The organism is Kribbella sp. NPDC023855, from assembly GCF_040639475.1.
In the GTDB taxonomy this organism is placed as follows: Bacteria; Actinomycetota; Actinomycetes; order Propionibacteriales; family Kribbellaceae; genus Kribbella.
In genome coordinates, this window is sequence record NZ_JBFAAA010000019.1 from 88,853 (window position 1) to 108,215 (window position 19,363).

A 19,363-nucleotide genomic window follows, 5' to 3' on the forward strand; every position below is an offset into this window, starting at 1 on the left:
TCCGGCAAGAACTCAACGCTGTCCCAGCTCCAGCGGCTGGGTCCGAATCCAGCGGGCAGCAGCCTGCTGGCGGCCCATCGCGATCACGTCACCGGCCGGCCCCGCCGAGAAGACCCGGCTGCGCTGGGTGTGCTGACGGGAGACCCCGACACCGCGCTGGACCTCGGCAAGCAACTGGTTCACCCGGCGGCGCAGATCCTCGACCTCCGACTGGAGCTCGAGGATGTGCCGGATCCCCGCCAGGTTCACCCCCTCCTCCTGCGACAGGTGCTGCACGTACCGCAGTTTGGCCACGTCGTACGCCGAGTAGCGCCGCCCGCGCCCGCTCGCCCGGCTCGGCGTCACCAGCCCGAGCCGGTCGTACTGCCGCAAGGTCTGCGGATGCATGCCGGCCAGCTGGGCCGCCACCGAGATCACGTAGATCGGGGTCCGGTCGTCCCAGGTCGGTACCTGGCTGAACGGGATGCCCATCAGGAACTCCCGAACAACCCGGCACGCAGATCGGGCTGAGCCGACGCCGTACTGAACTCCTGCAGCTTGGCGCGCTGCTCGTCGGTCAGCTCGTGCGGCACCTGGACCTCGATGGTGAGCAGCAGGTCGCCCTTCGACCCGTCCCGGCGGACCGAACCCTTGCCGCGAACGCGCAACTTGCTGCCGTTCGCAGTACCGGCCGGGATCCGGACCGTGACGGGCAGGCCGTCGAGCGTCGGGACCTTGATCTCGGCGCCCAGCGCGGCCTCGGTGAAGCTCACCGGCACCGCCAGGGTCAAGTGCTCACCCTGCCGGCCGAAGATCCGGTGCGGCTTGACGTGCACGCTGACGTAGAGGTCACCCGCGGGTCCACCTCGTTCGCCGGCGGCGCCCTTGCCCTTGAGCCGGATCCGCTGACCGTCCTGCACGCCCGCGGGGATGCGGACCTGCATGGTCTTGCTCGACTGGCCGCGGCCGGAGCCGTGGCAGGTCTCGCACGGTTCGTCGACGACCAGGCCACGACCCTTGCACTCGGTGCACGGCTCGGTCATCGCGAAGACGCCACCCTGGACGGAGGTCTGCATGCCCGTGCCCTCGCACTTCAGGCAGACCTTCGGCACAGTCCCGTACTTCGCCCCGGTGCCGCGGCACGTCTTACAGGGCTCGTCGCTGGTCATCCGGAGTGCGACGGTGACGCCGTTGACGGCCTCGGCGAACTCGATCGTCGCCTCGGTCTCGATGTCGGCACCCCTGCGCGGACGGGCCGTCGACGTGGTGGTCGTGCGACCACCACCGCCGAACATCCCGCCCAGGATGTCGCCGAGACCTCCGCCACCGGTCGAGCCGGACCGGTTGAACAGGTCGCCGACGTCGAAGCCGAACCCCTGTCCACCCGCCTGGCCGGCCCCACCCGGCATCCGGAAGCCGCCGCTGCCGAAGAGCCGGCGGGCCTCGTCGTACTCCTTGCGCTTCTTGGCGTCCCCGACGACGTCGTACGCCTCGGAGACCTCCTTGAACTTGGCCTCGGCCGACGCGTCCCCGGTGTTGGAGTCCGGGTGGTACTTGCGCGCCAGCTTGCGGTAGGCCTTCTTGATCTCGTCCGGCTCAGCGGTCTTGGAGACGCCGAGAACCTTGTAGAAGTCCTTCTCCAACCAGTCTTTCGTACTCATCGACGCCTCACCTCCTCGGGAAGAATGCCCTACTCCGCTGGCTTCTCGGCCTCGCCGGTCCCGGCCTGGTCGGCCGCAGCCTGGTCGGCCGGGAGCTGCTCGGTCGGTTCCGAGACCGCGACCCGGGCCGCGCGCAGGATCCGCTCGCCGAGGCGGTACCCCGGCTGCATCACCAGCGTCGCGGTCGGACCGTCGACCTCGTCGGAATAGTTGTGCAGCAGTGCCTCGTGGATCCGCGGGTCGAAGGGGTCCCCGACCTCGCCGAACTTCACCAGGCCCAGCTTCTCCGTGACTCGCTCCACCGACTCGGCGACCGCCTTGAAGGCGCCTTCGAGCTCACCCGCTTCGCGGGCCCGGCCGATGTCGTCCAACGTCTGCAGCAGTTCGGTCAGCACCGTCCCGATGACGACCTCGCGGTTCGCCTCCCGGTCCCGGTCGACGCGACGCTTGTAGTTCACGTACTCCGCCTGCAGTCGCTGCAGGTCGGCCGTACGCTCGGCAAGCGCCTCGGTCAACAGGGCCTCCTGGGCTGACGGCCCGGTCAGGTCGGACGGCTCACGCGGCGGCTGGGCGCCCGGCGTACCGGGCATGCCCGCTGCCACGCCGGCCGCGGGGTCCGCCGAGTGCTCAGCGGGCTCCCGCAGGGCGCCGGTCTCCGGGTCGATCCGGCGCTTGTCCCGCACGACGGGCTCGCCGTCGCCGAACTCGCTGCCTGGGTCGCGATCGGTCACTTGTCGTCCTCTGGCTTCTTGTCCTGCGGGCGCTCCTCGTCCACGATCTCGGCGTCCACGACGTCGTCGTCGCTGCTGGAGCTCTCGTCCGAGGACGCGCTCTCGTCCGACGTACCGGCCGCCTGGGCGTTCGCGTACATCGCGGCACCCATCTTCTGGCTGGACTGGGCGAGCTTCTCCGACGCCGCCTTGATCGCGTCGGCGTCCTCACCCTCGAGCGCCTTCTTCAGCTCCGCGACGCCGTCCTTGACCTCGGTCTTGACGTCGTCGGGGACCTTGTCCTCGTTCTCCTGCAGGAACTTCTCGGTCTGGTAGACCAGGCCCTCGGCCTGGTTGCGGGACTCGACGGCCTCGCGGCGCTTGCGGTCCTCCTCGGCGTACTGCTCGGCGTCGCGGACCATCTTGTCGATGTCGTCCTTCGGCAGCGCCGATCCACCGGTCACGGTCATCCGCTGCTCCTTGCCGGTGGCAAGGTCCTTGGCGTTGACGTGCACGATGCCGTTGGCGTCGATGTCGAAGGTGACCTCGATCTGCGGCACGTTGCGCGGCGCCGGCGGCAGGCCGGTCAGCTCGAAGTTGCCGAGCGACTTGTTGTCGCGGGCCATCTCGCGCTCGCCCTGGTAGACCTGGATCATCACCGACGGCTGGTTGTCCTCGGCGGTGGTGAAGATCTCCGAACCCTTGGTCGGGATCGTGGTGTTGCGCTCGATGATCTTGGTGAACACGCCGCCCTTGGTCTCGATGCCCAGGCTCAGCGGGGTCACGTCGAGCAGCAGGACGTCCTTGACCTCACCCTTCAGCACACCGGCCTGCAGGGACGCGCCGACCGCGACGACCTCGTCGGGGTTGACACCCTTGTTCGGGTCCTTGCCACCGGTCAGTTCCTTGACCAGCTCGGCGACCGCGGGCATCCGGGTGGAGCCACCGACCAGGATCACGTGGTCGATCTTCGACACGTCGATGCCGGCGTCCTTGATGACGGCCTTGAACGGCGCGCGGGCGCGCTCGAGCAGGTCGTTGGTGAGCTTCTGGAACTCGGCCCGGGAGAGCTTCTCCTCCAGGTGCAGCGGGCCGGAGTCGGTCAGGCTCAGGTACGGCAGGTGGATCGAGGTCTCGGCGGCGCTGGACAGCTCGATCTTGGCCTTCTCGGCGGCTTCCTGCAGCCGCTGCATGGCCATCTTGTCGCCGGACAGGTCAGTGCCGTTCTTGTTCTTGAACTGGGTCACCAGCCACTGCACGATCCGCTGGTCCCAGTCGTCACCACCGAGGTGGTTGTCACCGGAGGTGGCCTTCACCTCGAAGACGCCGTCACCGATCTCCAGCAGCGACACGTCGAAGGTGCCGCCACCGAGGTCGAAGACCAGGATGGTCTGCTCGGTGCCCTTGTCCAGCCCGTACGCCAGCGCGGCCGCGGTCGGCTCGTTGACGATCCGGTGCACGTTCAGCCCGGCGATCTCGCCGGCTTCCTTGGTCGCCTGGCGCTGCGCGTCGGAGAAGTAGGCCGGCACGGTGATGACCGCATCGGTGACCTGCTCCCCGAGGTACGCCTCGGCGTCCCGCTTCAGCTTCTGCAGCACGAACGCGCTGATCTGCTGCGGGGTGAACTTCTTGCCGTCGATCGAGACGTTCCAGTCCTCGCCCATGTGGCGCTTGACCGAACGGATCGTGCGGTCGACGTTCGTGGTGGCCTGGCGCTTGGCCACCTCGCCGACCAGGACCTCGCCGTTCTTGGCGAAGGCCACCACCGAGGGCGTCGTACGGGCTCCCTCGGCGTTGGGGATGACGGTGGGCTCGCCACCTTCCAGTACGGCGATGACGGAGTTCGTCGTACCGAGATCGATACCGACCGCGCGGGCCATGTGCGTTACCTCCACGAAGTTGAGTGATGCAGACTCAAGTTTGCCGATCCCGGGGTCCGGATTCAAATCGGACCGCGGTCAGGATCCGCAGACTTGAGTTCACCTGGCTCAACATTGCCCTACCCCTGGGTCATTCCCAACCCTGAGCCCGGATTTTCCGGGTTCGGACGGGGTCAAGCCCTGACCGAACCCCTGCCGCGGAAGGTGTCCCCCGTGGGAAGGTGTGCCTGTGAAACTCCGCCCCCTGACGTCAGCCGACGAACCGGCCGTGCTCGCCCTGAACGCCGCCGCTGTCGAGCAGACGGACCCACTGGGCCCGGACCGGCTGGACTGGCTCCGGTTGATCGCCGCCCACGCCGCCGTGGTGGAGATCGAGGGCGAGCTCGCCGCCTTCGTCCTCACCTTCGCGCCCGGCTCCGCCCATGACTCGCTCGACTACCAGTGGTTCGTCAACACCTACGCCGACCGCTTCCTGCACCTTGACCGGATCGTGGTCGCCGAAGCGTACCGCCGGCAGGGCGTCGCCACCGCGGTCTACCGCGCCATCGAACGCGCCGCCAAACCGTTCGACCGCCTGGTCTGCCGGGTCCAGTCCGACCCGCCGGACGACCCGTCCCTCGCCTTCCACGCCGCCCGCGGCTTCGTAGAGGTAGGCAAACTCCGCCGCCCCAACGGCACCACCAGCGCCATGCTTTCCAAGGAACTGACGGACTGATCAGCCGCCGCTGAAATCGCATTCCCGCCTGCCGGGAATGCGTCCCCTTTTGATCAAATGTGCCGGAAAACCGGGAAAAAGCGGTCTCTCCCTTGACGGTCCCGGATTTGGGCCGGATCTTTGGGCGAAGTGCCCTGAACGCCCAATCTCGGCACCTCGAAGGGGGTTATTCAAGAATGAACTTCCGCCATTTCACCCTGCGCTCTCTCGCGATCGCCGCAGCAGTTCTGCTCGGCGCCGCAGCGCTCACTCCACCCGCCGCCCAGGCCACTCACGGCCAAGGCGCCGCCAGTGGAATCCTCAACACCACCGCGTGGCGGGTCTGCGTCTCCGGCTGGGTCGACGGCCAGAACGCTTCCCAGTACGCCATCAGCCAGGTCAGTGCCACCGAGGTCAACGCCAGCAGCGTGCACTGTCCCTCGGGTTACAACGTGTCGTCCTACGCGGCCAGCTATCCCGACACCTGGTACGGCTCGACCAGCTGCAACGCCTGGTCCGGTTCGCGCTGTGCCTCGAAGTCGGTCCGGCTGAACGGCCGCACGATCGGTACTACGACGCAGTGGCGCAAGACCGCGACGCACGAGTTCGGTCACGTCGCCGGCCTGGGCCACCGCAGTACCAATGCGTCCTGTATGACCCAAGGTGCCGCGCCGCCGATCGTCACCGTTTTCGACGCGCACGACAAGAGCTCCATCAATGCGAACTACTGATCCGGCCAGCGGGCAGAAAGGAAGAATTCCGATGCTTTGTCGATCGAAAATCGCCGCTGCGCTGGGCGCCGCCGCACTGGCCGTGACAACGGCCGGCTGTGGTGGCAGTCAGACCCCGCAGGCCGAGCACGACCACGCCACCCACCAGCACGACGACGACCGCTCCTTCTACCAGCACGCCGACGGCACGGAGGCGAACACGGACACCGACGAGAGTCTCGCCGACGCCGACCTGAAGGGTCTGGCCAAGGCTTCCGACCTGGTCGTCCGCGGCCAGATCACCAAGGCCAAGACCGGCGTCCTGCTGGCCAAGGGCGACCCGACCGCGAAGTACACGATCTTCACCGTCAAGGTGAGTGACCACGTCCGGGGCAAGCGGACCCAGCACGTGGACCTGGCGCTGATGACCGAGATCAGTGGCTCGCGGGTGGTCGTCGAGGAACGCCGGACACCTGGTGTCGGCTCCGACGTGATCCTGGTCCTGACCAAGATCGCGCCGGAGTTCAACTACGACGGTTACGTCCTGACCAGCCAGAGCAGCCTGCTGCTGGTGAACAAGGACGGCAGTGTTGCCTCCGGCCTGGACGGGTCGTCACCGGTGGCGAAGCAGGCGAAGGCCATGCGCACCGCCGACCAGGTCCTGGCCGAGCTCCGCGCAGCAGGCTGATCTACCGCAGGTAGCTAGTCACCATTCAAGTGTTCAGGCACTAGGCCTGCCGTCCCGCGACGAACGTGTGTGTCACCAGTGGCACGCCGGGGCGGTAGGCCAGGTGCAGGTACGACGGCGCGTCCAGCACCGCCAAGTCGGCCCGAGCACCCGGCACGATCCGGCCGACGTCATCACGCCGGAGCGAACGAGCACCGCCGGCGGTCGCCGACCAGAGCGCCTCTGCCGGAGTCATCCGCATCTCCCGCACGGCCAACGCGATGCACAGCGGCATCGACGACGAGTAGCCCGAGCCCGGATTGCAGTCGGTCGCCAGCGCCACGGTCACCCCGGCATCGATCAGGCGCCGCGCATCCGGGTACGGCGAACGTGTGGAGAACTCGACAGCCGGCAGCAACCCGGCAACCACGCCGGAAGCCGCCAGGGCATCCACATCGGCATCGGACAGGTGCGTGCAATGGTCAGCCGCCGCAGCTCCGAGCTCACACGCCAGCTGTACGCCGGGCCCTTCGCCGAGCTGGTTTGCGTGGACCCGCAGAGCGAGCCCTTTCGCGGCGCCGGCCAGCAGGATCGCCCGGGCCTGGTCCGCGTCGAACGCACCTCGCTCGACAAAAACGTCCACCCACTTCGCATGCTGAGCGGCCGCCGCCAGCATCGGCCCGGTCACCAGGTCGACATACCCCGCCGGATCGTCGGCGAACTCAGCCGGTACGACGTGCGCGCCCAGGTACGTCGTGTCGTCGGTGAAGGCCGACGCGATCGCCAGTGCCCGCGACTCGTCCAGCGTGGTGAGCCCGTACCCCGACTTGATCTCGACCGTGGTGGTGCCCTGCCGACGCATCTCGGCCACCAACCGGGCCACGTTGGCGGTCAGCTGGTCATCGGAGGCCTGCCGGGTCGCGGCTACCGTCGTACGGATGCCACCCGCGCTGTACGGCGTACCGGTCATCCGGGCCGCGAACTCCTGGGCCCGGTCGCCCGCGAAAACGAGATGCGAATGCGAGTCCACGAAGCCCGGAATCACCGCGCGGCCTCCGACGTCCACCGAACTGTCCGCCGCCGGCGCATCCCGGCGCGACCCGACCCACGCGAACCGCGACCCCTCGATCACGACGGCCGCATCCTGGATCTCCCCCAGCGGCGCCCCGTCGACCGAGCCGTAGCTGGTGTCGTTCGTGACGAGGGAGCTGATCCCGGTCAGCAACAACGAGGTCACGTCACCGCTCCGATCGATGCGGCCAGCTCGGCCGCCACATCCAGTTTCCCGTGCTCTCCCGAGGCGACCAGGTGGTTGCCCGAGGCCACTACGTCACGCACGTCTGCCGCGCTGGCAGCGAAAACGACCGCCTCCACCGACGCGCCGGTGCCCGCAGTACGAACACTGCCCGACCGTATGGCGACCAGGTCCGCCCACGCGCCGACCTCGATCCGGCCCGCATCGTCGAAGCCGAGCGAGCGGTGTCCGACAACGGTGCCCGCGGCAAGCAACTCCGGCGCCGACCAGTGCCCGCGCTCCTGCGAGGCGAGGCGCTCGTCGAGTTCCACGGCGCGCATCTCCTCGAACAGATCGATCACTGCGTGACTGTCCGAGCCCAACGTCAGCGGCGAACCGGCGTCCCGCAGGGCGACGGACGGGCCGATGCCGTCGGCCAGATCGCGTTCGGTGGTTGGGCAGAAGCACGAGTACGTCCCCGAGCTCCCCAACAGCCCGATATCCACCGGCGTCAGGTGGGTGGCATGCACCGCACTCGTCCGCCCACTGAGGAATCCTGCTTCGTCGAGCACCTGCGAAGGCGTCCGGCCATACGCCTGCAGGCAGGCCTCGTTCTCGGCGCCCTGCTCGGACAGGTGGATGTGGAGCGGCGCGTGCGGCAGAGCAGAGGCCACTGCGCTCAGCTGATCCTGCGGCACACCCCTGACCGAGTGGGCGGCAGCACCGATCACCACGTCGTCCGCAGCGCGCAGGTCGAGCACCCGCGACGCCCAGGCAGCCGCGTCGCCGTCGCTGAACCGCTGCTGCACTTCGTTCAGCGGCTGGTCGATTCCGCCTGCCACATAACAGGTGTCGAGCAGCGCGATCCGGAGGCCGGCATCCCGGGCCGCCGCGATCAGCGCCTCGCCCATCGCGTTCCGGTTGTCATAGCGTCGGCCGCCCGGTGCGTGATGCAAGTAGTGGAACTCCCCGACCGCGGTGATCCCGGCGAGCAGCATCTCGCCGTACACGGCGCGGGCGAGCTGGTAGTAGCTGTCCGGCGTGAGCACGGAGGCAACGGCGTACATCTGCTCGCGCCAGGTCCAGAAGGTGCCCCGCTCGGTCTGGGTGCGCCCGCGCAACGCGCGATGGAACGCGTGGCTGTGGCAGTTCGCCAAGCCCGGCAGCACTATCCCGTTGAGCCGCACCGCGTCGCCAGGCACCGCATCCACCTCGACAGAGGTGAAGCGACCATCCACAACGGTGACCAGCACACTCGCGGCCAACCCGGACGGCAGCAGCGCCTGCTCACACCAGTAAGCCGTCACCGAGCCAGATCCTTCAGTACTGCGGCCAGCGCTTCGACCCCCGCCAGACAGTCGTCCATCTCCGCGTGTTCGGCCGGGGAGTGCGAAACCCCGGTCGGATTCCGCACGAACAGCATCGCCGTCGGAATCCCCGCATCGGAGAACACCCCGGCGTCATGCCCGGCCCCGGTCGGCAACACCGGCGCATCATCCAGTACTGCGCTCAGCCGGTCCCGCAACCCCGGCTGGAAGTCAACGATCGGCGAGACGGACTCCGGCACCATCTCGACCGTCGTACCGTCCCGCTCGGCCCGTTCCGTCGCCTGCCTGGTGATTGCCGTGAGCAACGACTCCAGCACGTCGGCGGACGCCGCCCGGGCATCCAGCCAGGCGGTCACCTGCGACGGTACGGCGTTGGTCCCGTTCGGCTCGACGGACAGCCTGCCGAAGGTGGCTCGCGCGCCGGCCAGCCGGGCCTGCTTGTTCGCGGCGAGAGCCGTCATCGCGTACGTCAGCATCGGGTCGTGCCGGTCTTCCATCAGCGTGGTGCCCGCGTGGTTCGCCTCACCGCGGAAGGTGAACCGGAACCGCCCGTGCGGCCAGATCGAACTCGCGACTCCCACCGGCGCGGTCAGCGCGCGTCCCTGCTCGACGTGCAACTCGACGAAGGTGGCCATCCGCGAGAGCAACGACGAAGGCCCGACCCGGTCCGGATCGGTGCCGGCCCGTGCCAGGGCGTCGGACAGGGAGACGCCCTCGCGATCCTGCAGGGCAAGGGCCTTCTCCGGCGTGAGCACACCGGTGGCGATCCGCGAACCGAGACAGGGCATCCCGAAGCGTGAGCCCTCCTCCTCGACGAACGCGCCGATCCCGATCGGTACCGAGGGCACGAAGCCCTCAGCGCGCAGCCGGTCCACTGCAGACAGCGCGGAAACCACGCCGAGCGGACCGTCGAAGGCGCCACCATCGATCACCGAGTCGAGATGGCTCCCGGTCACGATGCCTGGGGTGCCCTCCGACTGTGCCGTCGGCTCCCACCAGGCGACCAGGTTGCCGATCCCGTCCGACTCGATGGTCAGACCGCGGGCCTCGCACTGGTCGGTGAACCAGTGCGTGGCCTCGCGTTCGGCCGGCGTCCAGCCGCCGCGGCGGTAACCCCCGGTCTCGGGGTCCCGGCCGACGGCGGCCAGCGCCGCCCACAGCTGCTCGAATGACTCAGACAAGGCTGTTCTTCGTCAGCCATTCCTTGGCGACCGCCTCGGACCGCTCCTTGCCGACCTCGACGCGCTTGACCAGGTCGGTCAGCTCCTCGGTGGTGAGCTTGGCCGAGACGGCGTTCAGCGCGTCCGTGACCGTGGCGTCCTTGTGGTCGGTGCGGACCAGCGGCACGACGTTGTTCGGCGGCAGGATGGACTTCGGGTCCTCCAGCATCACCAGGTTGTTCTCCTTGATCACCGACTGGGTGGTGAAGAAGTTGGTCACCTGGATCTGGTTGCTCTTCAGCGCCTGCAGGCTGAGCGGGCCACCGGAGTCGAGCGTCTTGAACTCCTTGAAGTCGACGTCGTACTCCGACTTCATGCCGGCCAGGCCGGACCGCCGGATCTTGAACTCGGCGCCGCCACCGGCCACCAGGTTCTTGCCCTTCAGGTCCGCGATCGACTTCAGGCCGAGCTTGTCCGCGGTCGCCTTGGTCACCACGATGGTGTCCTCGTCGGCGGCCGGCGACTTCTCCAGCACCTCCAGGCCGGCCGGCAGAGCCTTCTTCAGCGACTCGTACGTCGCGTCGTCGTCGCCGGTCTCGGCGCCCTTCTTGAAGTACTCCAGGGCCGCGCCGGTGTACTCGGGCAGGACATCGACCGAGCCGTCCTTGATGGCCGCGATGTAGGCCTCGCGCTGGCCGATGTTGAGCTGCTTCTTCACGGTCAGGCCCTTGGCCTGCAGAGCCTGGGCGTACATCTCGGCGATCAGTTCGCTCTCGCCGAACTTGGCCGAGCCGATGGTGATGCTGCTGACCTTGTCCGGGGCCTTCTTGTCCCCGCCGGTCCCGCTGTCGAGCGGATCGCCACCGCCGCCGCATGCGGCGAGCAGCACGAGCCCCAGGCCGGCGACGGCGGTGCGGATGGCTACACGGTGAAACACGGGATCCTCCAAGGGGTCCGTCAGGTACCGGCCTGGGCCGGGTTGGGCTGGGAGAGGGCTTTGCTGACCCGTCCGGTCAGACCGTCGGAGACGGTCAGCCGGGCGAGCAGGGCGAACAGGAGGTCGAGGCCGACGGCGAGCAGCGCGACCAGGACGGCGCCGGTCAGCATCTGCGGGAAGTCCCGCAGTGAGAGCCCGTCGACGACGTACCGGCCGAGACCGCCGAGCGCGACCAGGGCCGCGATGGTGGCGGTGGAGACGATCTGCAGGGTGGCGCTGCGCAGACCGGAGATGATCAGCGGCAGCGCGATCGGCAGTTCGACCTTGCGCAGGATCTCGCCGCCGGTCATCCCCATCCCGCGCGCAGCGTCCACGGTGTCCGGGTCGACGCCCGCGATCCCCGCGTAGGTCGAGGTGAGGATCGGCGGGATGCCCAGGACGACCAGCGCGATCAGCACCGGGAGCACGCCGATCCGGCCCATCAGCAGGACGACGAGCGTGAGCAAGCCGAGGGTCGGCAGCGCACGGGCGGCGTTGCCGAGGTTGATGGCCAGGAAGGCGCCGCGCCGGGTGTGTCCGATCACCACGCCGACCGGGAAGGCGACGAGCGCAGCCAGGCCGAGGGACAGGAAGGTGTACCAGATGTGCTGCAGGATCCGGTTGCCAATACCTTCGGCGCCGGACCAGTTGACCGGATCGGTGAGGAAGTCCAGCATTCCCTGGATCATCAGGCGGCCGCCTCTCTGCCGGTGGACACCCGGGCCCAGGGAGTCAGGATCCGCTGCAGCCCGACGATGACCAGGTCGGCCACCAGCGCGAGCGCCAGTGACAACACGATGCCCACCACGATCGGTGTCAGGAAGTTCTTCTGGAAGCCGTCGGTGAACAGCTCGCCGAGGCCGCCGATCCCGATGATGGCGCCGACGCTGACCATCGAGATGTTGGCCACCGTCACCACCCGGAGCCCGGCGAAGATGACCGGGACCGCGATCGGCAGGTCCACCGCGATCACCCGCCGGAAGGTGCTGTAGCCGACCGAGATCGCGGCCTGCCGGACCTCGGGCGGTACCGATCGCAGGCCGTCGATCACGTTCCGGATCAGCAGCGAGACTGTGTACACGGTCAGCGCGACGATGATGTTGACCGGCGACAGCACCTTCGTGCCGAGGACGGCCGGCAACACGATGAACAACGCGAGCGAGGGCAGCGAGTAGAGCACGCCGCCGAGCGCCACCAAGGGATTCGCCAACCAGCCGTACCGGGTGGCGACGTAGCCGAGCGGTACCGAGATCAGTAGGCCGATCAACACCGGCAGCACCGACAGGTAAAGGTGCTCCCGCAGCGCCGCCCAGATCACATCCAGGTTGTCGCCGATCCAGCTCATGAGCGCAACGTCTCGGCGATGAGTGCTTGGTCGACGACGCCGATGGCCTTGCCTGACTCGTCGACGCAGACGCCCTGGCCGGTGGGGGACGTCAGTACTGCGTCCAGTGCCGCTCGCACCGAGTCGCTCCGGTCGAAGGTCGAGCCGATCGGCAGCAGCTCGCCCGCGCCCTTGCGCCAGCCGGTCGGCTTCCCCGCGTCGTCCAGGACGAGCTCGCTGGGCAGCGGTCCGAGCTGGAGGCCGTCGATGTGCAGGAAGGTCAGGGCGCGATAGCCGCGATCCTTGCCGACGAAGCTCTCGACGAACTCGTCGGCCGGGTGCGCGAGTAACTCCGCCGGCGGCGCGAACTGGGCCAGCTTGCCGCCGACACGCAGTACGGCGACGTTGTCTCCGAGCTTGATCGCCTCGTCGATGTCGTGCGTGACGAACACGATGGTCTTGCCGATGTCGCGTTGCAGGCGGAGCAGTTCCTCCTGCAACTGGTGCCGCACGATCGGGTCGACGGCGCTGAACGGCTCGTCCATCAACATGATCTTCGGGTCTGCCGCGAGCGCGCGGGCAACGCCGACCCGCTGCTGCTGGCCTCCGGACAGCTGGGCCGGGTACCGCTCGGCCAGCTTGACGTCCAGGCCGACCCGCTCGAGCAGCTCCATCGCGGTCGCCCGGGTCTTCTTCTTGTCCCAGCCGAGCAGCTTCGGCACGGTGGCGACGTTGTCGACCACGGTCTTGTGCGGGAACAGCCCGGCGTGCTGGATCACGTAGCCGATCCGTCGGCGCAGGGCGACCGGGTCTCCGGCGTTGATGTCCTCGCCGTCGATCGAGATCCGGCCGCTGGTGCGTTCGATCGTGCGGTTGATCATCCGCAGCGAGGTCGTCTTGCCGCAGCCCGAAGGTCCGACGAACACGGTGATCTGGTTGCTCGGGATTCGCAGGCTCAGGCTGTCGACGGCCACGGTGCCGCCCGGATACTGCTTGGTGACGTCTTCGAACTCGATCATGGCGCCCCTTCGCGCTCGTCGGAGATCGCCCGAACGATCCTAGGGGACCGAGAGCCCGCGAACACGGGATTAGCGGGTATCTCGGTCCGCAAGAATGTGCACCTTAGCGCTCTGGATTGCCTCGGTCGCACTGTGCAGCGGTCAGTTCTCCCGCATCGGGATCCTGATGCCTCGTTCGGCGGCTGTTTCGTCTGCTCGTTCGTACCCGGCGTCCACGTGCCGGATCACACCCATCGCGGGATCGTTGCTCAGGACCCGCTCCAGCTTCTGCCGGGCGAGATCGGTGCCGTCGGCAACCGACACCTGACCGGCGTGGATCGACCGGCCCATCCCGACGCCGCCACCGTGGTGGATCGACACCCAGGAAGCGCCGCTGGAGACGTTGACCATCGCGTTCAGCAACGGCCAGTCCGCGATCGCGTCCGAACCGTCCAGCATGCCCTCGGTCTCCCGGTACGGCGAGGCGACGCTGCCCGTGTCGAGGTGGTCGCGGCCGATCACGATCGGCGCCTCCAGCTCACCCGAGGCGACCATGTCGTTGAACCGCACGCCCGCCTTGTCCCGCTCACCCTGACCGAGCCAGCAGATCCGGGCCGGCAACCCCTGGAAGGCAACGCGTTCGCCGGCCATCTTGATCCACCGGGTCAGGTGCTCGTTGTCCGGGAACAGGTCGATGATCGCCTGGTCGGTCTTCGCGATGTCGGCCGGGTTGCCCGACAGCGCGGCCCACCGGAACGGGCCCTTCCCCTCACAGAACAACGGCCGGATGTACGCCGGTACGAAGCCGGGGAAGTCGAATGCGCGGTGATAACCCGCCTTGCGCGCCTCGTCGCGGATCGAGTTGCCGTAGTCGAACACCTCGGCACCCGCGTCCTGGAAGCCCACCATCGCCTCGACGTGGCGAGCCATCGACTCCTGCGCGCGCTCGGTGAAGCCGGCCGGATCCTTCTGCCGGGCCGTCGTCCAGTCGTCGAACTCGACCCCCACCGGCAGGTACATCAGCGGGTCGTGCGCCGATGTCTGGTCGGTCACGATATCGATCGGCGCGCCCTTGGCGAGCAACTCCGGCACCATCACCGCAGCGTTGCCCAGTACGCCGATCGACAGCGGCCGGCGAGCCTGCTTGGCCTCCTCGGCCAGCCGGACGGCCTCGTCGAGCGAGTTCGCCCGGACGTCGAGGTACCGGTGCTCGATCCGGCGGTCGATCCGGCTCGAGTCGACATCGATGCAGATCGCGACGCCGTCGTTCATCGTGACGGCCAGCGGCTGCGCGCCGCCCATGCCCCCGAGTCCCGCGGTCAGTGTGATCGTTCCGGACAGCGAGCCGCCGAACTTCTTGGTGGCGACCGCGGCGAACGTCTCGTAGGTTCCCTGCAGGATGCCCTGGGTGCCGATGTAGATCCACGAGCCGGCCGTCATCTGGCCGTACATGGTCAGGCCCATCGCCTCGAGCTTGCGGAACTCCTCCCAGGTGGCCCAGTCGCCGACCAGGTTCGAGTTCGCGATCAGCACCCGCGGCGCCCACTCGTGCGTCTGCATCACGCCGACCGGCTTACCCGACTGCACCAGCATGGTCTCGTCGTTCTTCAACGTGGTCAGCGTTCTGACCATCGCGTCGAAGGAGTTCCAGTCCCGCGCCGCCTTGCCCGAACCGCCGTAGACGACCAGCTCGTCGGGGTGCTCGGCGACCTCGGGGTCGAGGTTGTTCTGCAGCATGCGCAGCGCGGCTTCCTGCTGCCAGCCCTGGGCGGTGAGGGTGGTACCGCGGGGGGCGCGGACAGGTCGGGGTCCGGACATGTGTGATCCAGCCTCTCAGTTCAGTGGGCCTGTGACGGCCTCGACAGCGGACAAGTAGGTGCCGTCAGCAACGAGCTTGACGGAGTGTGCGATCTCGGGGGCGAGGTGCCGATCGGTCCCCGGTCCCTCGACGTGCGCCCGCAGCTCCCGCAGTACTGCGGCTGTGGCGGGCGAAGGCTCGAGCGGTGCCCGCAGGTCGAGCGCCCGGGCCGCGGTGAGGATCTCGACGGCCAGCACCTGCTCCAGGCCGTCGATCGCCTTGCGCAGCTTGCGTGCGGCCGACCAGCCCATCGAGACGTGGTCCTCCTGCATCGCGCTGCTCGGGATCGAGTCGACGCTGGCCGGCACGGCGAGCCGCTTCAGCTCGGACACGATCGCGGCCTGGGTGTACTGCGCGATCATGTGGCCGGAGTCGACGCCGGGATCGTCGGCCAGGAAGGCGTTCAGGCCGTGGTTGCGGGCGACGTCGAGGAACCGGTCGGTCCGCCGCTCGCTGATGCTGGCGACATCCGCGACGGCGATCGCGAGGAAGTCGAGCACGTAGCCGACCGGCGCCCCGTGGAAGTTGCCGTTGGACTCCACACGTCCGTCCGGCAGGACGACGGGGTTGTCGATCGCGGCCGCCAACTCACGTCCCGCGACGGTGGCCGCGTGGGCACAGGTGTCACGCGCGGCGCCATGCACCTGCGGCGAACACCTCAACGAATAGGCATCTTGCACGCGGTTGCAGTCGGGCCCGCGATGACTCGCGACGATCCCGCTGTCACTCAGTACTGCGCGCAGGTTGGCGGCGGCCGCGCCCTGCCCGGGGTGCGGGCGGAGTGCCTGGAGGTCCTCGGCAAAGACCCGGTCGGTGCCGAGCTGGCCTTCGACGCTCATCGCGGCGGCGATGTCGGCGGTCTTGAGCAGCCGGTCCAGGTCGGCGAGGGCGAGCACCAGCATGCCGAGCATGCCGTCGGTGCCGTTGATCAGCGCCAGGCCTTCCTTCTCGGCCAGCACGACCGGCTCGAGCCCGTGCTGGGCGAGCGCGTCGCCCGCGGGGAGCAGCGTGCCGTCGGCGTCGCGGACGTGGCCTTCGCCCATCACGGCGAGCGCGACGTGAGCCAGGGGCGCGAGGTCACCGGAGCAGCCGAGGCTGCCGTACTCGTGCACGACCGGGGTCAGCTGGGCGTTGAGCAGCCCGGCGTACGCCTGAGCAGTTGCGACCTTCACTCCGGTCCGGCCTGTCGCGAGGGTGGACAGGCGGAGCAGGGCCAGCGCGCGGACTACCTCGGCCTCGACCTCGGGGCCGGAGCCGGCCGCGTGCGACCGGACGAGACTGCGTTGCAGCTGGGCGCGCAGCTCGGGCGCGATGTGCCGGGTCGCGAGCGCACCGAAGCCGGTGGAGACGCCGTAGTGCGGGGTCTCCGCATGGGCCAGCGCCTCGATGGCGGTCCGCGACTTCGCGATCTCCTCGAGTGCCTGGTCGTCGATCCGCACCGGCGCCCGGTAGCGCGCCACCGCGACGACGTCAGCCGGACTGAGCGGCCCGACACCGACTGTCACTGCCTGGGATGTTTGCCTGTTCACCTGCCCATTGCACCCCGCCCACCGCGCCGATCACAGCACCACCACCCGTATACCGTCTCAGATTCGAGACATGTGCAGCTCAGAGAGCTTCTTCGGGGCGAGTGAGACCCCGGTCCGCTTTAGGGTTCAGGGATGGGGTTCGGGATCCGGGCGGCGACGCCTGCTGACGCGGTGGGGATTGCCGGGGTTTGGGCGGCAGCGATGCCGCACCTGGTGAAGACCGCTCGGGGCATCGAGGCGGAGCTTCGCAAGACCACCACGCGGGTCGTGCTGGTCGCGGTCGAGGACGATGAAGTGGTCGGCTACGGGAACGTCTTCCGGCCGTCGCCGGACGAGGTGGCTCCGCGGGTGCGGATCACGGTGCACGTGCCCCCGGCGCACCGACGGCGTGGCATCGGGAGCGCCCTCGCCGATCGGGTCACCGCGGTGGCTACCGACGCGGGTGCCCACAGCCTCCTGGTCGTCGTCGCGGATGAGGACGCCTCCAAGGAGTTCGCCATCCATCGCGGTTACGAGATCGGCCGGCAAATGAGTCACTCCTGCGCCGAGCTCAGCGCAGTACCTGAACCGCCTCCCGTGCCGGATGACCTGCGGCTCGTCGACTTCACCGCGCTCGAGCCCCGCCGGCTGTGGGAGGCCAACGTGGCCGTCGCCGGTGACGACCCGAGTGGGCTGTCGCACATCTCGCCGTACGACGAGTGGTTGACGCACGACTGGGACCACCCGGACGTGCGCCTCGACCTCAGCATCGCGTTGCTCGCCGGTGAGGAGGTCGTGTCGTTCGTGACGACGACGGCCGATCCGGACCGGCGAGTGATCTGGTCGAACCTGACCGGGACCGTCCCGGCGTACCGGGGGCGAGGGCTGGCCAAGGTGGTGAAGGCGGCCGCGCTGACACGCAGCCGAGAGGCAGGGTTCGAGCGCGCGTTCACCGGAAACGACGCGGGCAACGCACCGATGCTCGCGGTGAACGAGTGGCTCGGCTATCGACTGACCGCCGCGGCGTGGACCGCGGAGAAGGTGCTCTGACCTGTGAATCGGTTCTTCCTCGCGGTCGCGTTCTTCGCGGCCCTGGCGGTCGCCGTCGGCTTCCTGACGTCGGGCACCGAGTACTTCGACTGGGAGATCGCCGCCGGCCTGTTCGCGCTGGCCCTGGCCGGCGAGGGATTGCGGCTCTGGATCCGGCGCGGGCGCACCAAAAGCCGTCAATCGTCCGAAATCTGAGACAGGCCCGCTAGTCTCACTGTTGTGAGCGGCAACGTTCCCGCCTCGACCCGCACCCTGCGGGTGCTGACGTTCCTGGCCACCCAGCCCGGACCGGTACCGATGGAGCGCATCGCCTCCGCGGTGGGACTGCCACGCTCGTCGACGTACCACTTGCTGAAGGCAATGATCAGCGAGGGCTTCGTGGTGCACCTGCCGGAGGAGAAGCGCTATGGGCTGGGGGTGGCCGCCTTCGAGATCGGCTCGGCGTACCTGCGGCACGATCCGCTCGAGCGGCTGGCCCGGCCGTTGCTGGCCCAGTTGGTCGCCGAGGTCGGCCAGACGGCGCATCTCGGCGTACTGCACGGACGCGAACTCGTCTATCTGCTGAAGGAACAACCACCCCGGCCGGTCACGCTCGTCACCGACGTCGGTGTCCGGTTGCCCGCGACGCTGACCGCCTCCGGCCGCGCGCTGCTGGCTGAGCTCCCGCCCGCTCAGGTCCGCGCCCTGTTCCCTACGCCGGAAACCTTCGTACGCCGAACCGACCAGGGGCCCCAGACGCTCAGCCAACTGCGTCGCATCCTCTCCGACGAGAAGCGGCAGGGCTATGCGGTGGAGGACTCGCATGTGACTCCCGGGGTCGCCTCCGTCGCCAGCGCGGCCGTAGACCACGCCGGCCACCCGGTCGCTGCCATCAGCATCACCTTCCGCACGGACGCCGTTCCCGCCAACGAGCGCTTCCTCCTGGCCCGCCGCACCCGCCAAGCCGCCGACGCCCTAACCCGCCGCCTCCGCGGCTAGTGCTGTTTTCCGCGTCATCCCGTCCGCGGCGCCCCCCACCGCGGACTGGCGATGGCGATCGCGCTTGCGCGACATTCCATCCGAAGATCTCCTGGCCGCCACGGCCGATGACCACTTCGGCCCGGTACTGGGTGGGCCGGTAGTGCCTCTGCACCCGACGACCACGGACGGCGTCTACCGAGAGCAGCTTTGAGGTGGCCTTCGGAGCTGACGCCGAGAGGGTCCGTGCGGCCTACTCCGACCTCAAGCCGGCCGGACTCGCGCTCTCGGCTCACCGACTCCAGCTGGGCTGTCCCGGCGGCAGAGACGAACCGGCTGCTCTCGTCGAGAACGCCGACCTACACCTTCGAGTTCGCCCGCAAAGCCCCCTGGTACGCCGGTCTGCCCGAGCCGGTCTGGTCTGCGGGCTCTCACCACCTGAGCGACGTCGCCTACTTCTTCGACTCGAGCGTCAGTCGCTGAATCCCGCCGGCACCGTCCGGACGGACTTCTTCAGCGGTCATCGTCTCGCTGTGTGGCGGTAGGTGGGGGAAATGTTAAGGGCCACCCCAATGGGGTGGCCCTTAACAGTGTGAATGTCCGGCGACGTCCTACTCTCCCACGACCTCCCGGTCGCAGTACCATCGGCGCTGAAGGGCTTAACTTCCA

General features: G+C 68.6%; 20 protein-coding genes. 7 read left to right on the forward strand and 13 right to left on the reverse strand.

Annotated features, from left to right (window positions below; all coding sequences use genetic code 11):
* Positions 1-12 precede the first annotated feature (12 nt).
* Genes AB0F51_RS37595 through dnaK form a run of 4 tightly spaced genes read right to left on the reverse strand, consistent with a single transcriptional unit; the run spans position 13 to position 4,230 of the window.
* Positions 13-471 carry a helix-turn-helix transcriptional regulator gene (locus AB0F51_RS37595; RefSeq protein WP_360288246.1) on the reverse strand — a complete coding sequence of 153 codons (459 nt, stop codon included), beginning with the start codon at positions 469-471 and terminating at the stop codon, positions 13-15.
* On the reverse strand, positions 471-1,640 hold the full coding sequence (gene dnaJ, locus AB0F51_RS37600; RefSeq protein WP_360288248.1) for a molecular chaperone DnaJ: 1,170 nt from the start codon (positions 1,638-1,640) through the stop codon (positions 471-473). Before dnaJ ends, AB0F51_RS37595 begins: the two co-directional genes overlap by 1 nt.
* A gap of 29 nt (positions 1,641-1,669) precedes the next feature.
* A complete protein-coding gene (gene grpE, locus AB0F51_RS37605; protein WP_360288250.1) occupies positions 1,670-2,371 on the reverse strand; it encodes a nucleotide exchange factor GrpE in 702 nt (233 codons plus the stop codon).
* Positions 2,368-4,230 carry a molecular chaperone DnaK gene (gene dnaK / locus AB0F51_RS37610; RefSeq protein WP_360288252.1) on the reverse strand — a complete coding sequence of 621 codons (1,863 nt, stop codon included), beginning with the start codon at positions 4,228-4,230 and terminating at the stop codon, positions 2,368-2,370. Before dnaK ends, grpE begins: the two co-directional genes overlap by 4 nt.
* Before the next feature lie 229 nt (positions 4,231-4,459).
* Here dnaK and AB0F51_RS37615 point away from each other — a divergent pair, with 229 nt between their 5' ends.
* From AB0F51_RS37615 to AB0F51_RS37625, 3 genes are all read left to right on the forward strand, one after another.
* Entirely contained in the window at positions 4,460-4,945 is a 486-nt protein-coding gene (locus AB0F51_RS37615) for a GNAT family N-acetyltransferase (RefSeq protein ID WP_360288254.1), read from the forward strand.
* Between the two features lie 176 nt (positions 4,946-5,121).
* On the forward strand, positions 5,122-5,655 hold the full coding sequence (locus AB0F51_RS37620; RefSeq protein ID WP_360288256.1) for a hypothetical protein: 534 nt from the start codon (positions 5,122-5,124) through the stop codon (positions 5,653-5,655).
* Positions 5,656-5,686: 31 nt separating this feature from the next.
* Positions 5,687-6,322, forward strand: coding sequence for a hypothetical protein (locus AB0F51_RS37625; protein WP_360288258.1), 636 nt, complete (start codon positions 5,687-5,689; stop codon positions 6,320-6,322).
* Between the two features lie 40 nt (positions 6,323-6,362).
* Here AB0F51_RS37625 and hutI read toward each other — a convergent pair whose 3' ends face one another.
* From hutI to hutH, 9 genes are all read right to left on the reverse strand, one after another.
* Positions 6,363-7,538 (reverse strand): imidazolonepropionase, encoded by a 1,176-nt coding sequence (hutI, locus tag AB0F51_RS37630; protein ID WP_360288260.1) that lies wholly within the window; start codon positions 7,536-7,538, stop codon positions 6,363-6,365.
* Positions 7,535-8,842 carry a formimidoylglutamate deiminase gene (locus AB0F51_RS37635; protein ID WP_360288262.1) on the reverse strand — a complete coding sequence of 436 codons (1,308 nt, stop codon included), beginning with the start codon at positions 8,840-8,842 and terminating at the stop codon, positions 7,535-7,537. Before AB0F51_RS37635 ends, hutI begins: the two co-directional genes overlap by 4 nt.
* The gene (locus AB0F51_RS37640) at positions 8,839-10,044 is read right to left on the reverse strand and encodes an allantoate amidohydrolase (RefSeq protein ID WP_360288264.1); all 1,206 of its coding nucleotides are present in this window, start codon (positions 10,042-10,044) and stop codon (positions 8,839-8,841) included. Before AB0F51_RS37640 ends, AB0F51_RS37635 begins: the two co-directional genes overlap by 4 nt.
* Entirely contained in the window at positions 10,037-10,960 is a 924-nt protein-coding gene (locus tag AB0F51_RS37645) for an ABC transporter substrate-binding protein (RefSeq protein ID WP_360288266.1), read from the reverse strand. Before AB0F51_RS37645 ends, AB0F51_RS37640 begins: the two co-directional genes overlap by 8 nt.
* A gap of 20 nt (positions 10,961-10,980) precedes the next feature.
* Positions 10,981-11,688, reverse strand: a complete 708-nt coding sequence (locus tag AB0F51_RS37650; protein WP_360288268.1) for an ABC transporter permease — start codon at positions 11,686-11,688, stop codon at positions 10,981-10,983.
* Positions 11,688-12,344: an ABC transporter permease gene (locus tag AB0F51_RS37655; RefSeq protein WP_360288270.1), complete on the reverse strand. Its 657-nt coding sequence runs from the start codon at positions 12,342-12,344 to the stop codon at positions 11,688-11,690. The genes AB0F51_RS37650 and AB0F51_RS37655 overlap by 1 nt, the downstream gene beginning before the upstream one ends.
* Positions 12,341-13,342, reverse strand: coding sequence for an ATP-binding cassette domain-containing protein (locus AB0F51_RS37660; RefSeq protein WP_360288272.1), 1,002 nt, complete (start codon positions 13,340-13,342; stop codon positions 12,341-12,343). The genes AB0F51_RS37655 and AB0F51_RS37660 overlap by 4 nt, the downstream gene beginning before the upstream one ends.
* A 141-nt stretch (positions 13,343-13,483) precedes the next feature.
* Positions 13,484-15,139 carry a urocanate hydratase gene (gene hutU / locus AB0F51_RS37665; protein ID WP_360288274.1) on the reverse strand — a complete coding sequence of 552 codons (1,656 nt, stop codon included), beginning with the start codon at positions 15,137-15,139 and terminating at the stop codon, positions 13,484-13,486.
* Positions 15,140-15,154: 15 nt separating this feature from the next.
* Complete coding sequence (hutH, locus tag AB0F51_RS37670) at positions 15,155-16,708, reverse strand: histidine ammonia-lyase (RefSeq protein WP_360288276.1); 1,554 nt, start codon at positions 16,706-16,708, stop codon at positions 15,155-15,157.
* Positions 16,709-16,840: 132 nt separating this feature from the next.
* Here hutH and AB0F51_RS37675 point away from each other — a divergent pair, with 132 nt between their 5' ends.
* The 4 genes from AB0F51_RS37675 to AB0F51_RS37690 all read left to right on the forward strand — a co-directional run bounded on the left by AB0F51_RS37675 (position 16,841) and on the right by AB0F51_RS37690 (position 19,177).
* The gene (locus AB0F51_RS37675) at positions 16,841-17,737 is read left to right on the forward strand and encodes a GNAT family N-acetyltransferase (RefSeq protein WP_360288278.1); all 897 of its coding nucleotides are present in this window, start codon (positions 16,841-16,843) and stop codon (positions 17,735-17,737) included.
* Positions 17,738-17,740: 3 nt separating this feature from the next.
* A complete protein-coding gene (locus AB0F51_RS37680) occupies positions 17,741-17,932 on the forward strand; it encodes a hypothetical protein (protein WP_360288280.1) in 192 nt (63 codons plus the stop codon).
* A gap of 24 nt (positions 17,933-17,956) precedes the next feature.
* Positions 17,957-18,715 carry an IclR family transcriptional regulator gene (locus tag AB0F51_RS37685; RefSeq protein WP_360288282.1) on the forward strand — a complete coding sequence of 253 codons (759 nt, stop codon included), beginning with the start codon at positions 17,957-17,959 and terminating at the stop codon, positions 18,713-18,715.
* Between the two features lie 225 nt (positions 18,716-18,940).
* Positions 18,941-19,177 carry a hypothetical protein gene (locus AB0F51_RS37690; RefSeq protein ID WP_360288284.1) on the forward strand — a complete coding sequence of 79 codons (237 nt, stop codon included), beginning with the start codon at positions 18,941-18,943 and terminating at the stop codon, positions 19,175-19,177.
* Positions 19,178-19,363: the final 186 nt, after the last annotated feature.

Bases quoted from the DNA above. Each gene is read 5' to 3' on its own strand.
- AB0F51_RS37655 (WP_360288270.1), bottom strand. From the start codon at position 12,344: ATGAGCTGGATCGGCGACAACCTGGATGTGATCTGGGCGGCGCTGCGG.
- AB0F51_RS37660 (WP_360288272.1), bottom strand. From the start codon at position 13,342: ATGATCGAGTTCGAAGACGTCACCAAGCAGTATCCGGGCGGCACCGTG.
- AB0F51_RS37675 (WP_360288278.1), top strand. From the start codon at position 16,841: ATGGGGTTCGGGATCCGGGCGGCGACGCCTGCTGACGCGGTGGGGATT.
- AB0F51_RS37625 (WP_360288258.1), top strand. From the start codon at position 5,687: ATGCTTTGTCGATCGAAAATCGCCGCTGCGCTGGGCGCCGCCGCACTG.
- hutU (WP_360288274.1), bottom strand. From the start codon at position 15,139: ATGTCCGGACCCCGACCTGTCCGCGCCCCCCGCGGTACCACCCTCACC.
- AB0F51_RS37595 (WP_360288246.1), bottom strand. From the start codon at position 471: ATGGGCATCCCGTTCAGCCAGGTACCGACCTGGGACGACCGGACCCCG.
- dnaJ (WP_360288248.1), bottom strand. From the start codon at position 1,640: ATGAGTACGAAAGACTGGTTGGAGAAGGACTTCTACAAGGTTCTCGGC.
- dnaK (WP_360288252.1), bottom strand. From the start codon at position 4,230: ATGGCCCGCGCGGTCGGTATCGATCTCGGTACGACGAACTCCGTCATC.
- AB0F51_RS37620 (WP_360288256.1), top strand. From the start codon at position 5,122: ATGAACTTCCGCCATTTCACCCTGCGCTCTCTCGCGATCGCCGCAGCA.
- AB0F51_RS37650 (WP_360288268.1), bottom strand. From the start codon at position 11,688: ATGATCCAGGGAATGCTGGACTTCCTCACCGATCCGGTCAACTGGTCC.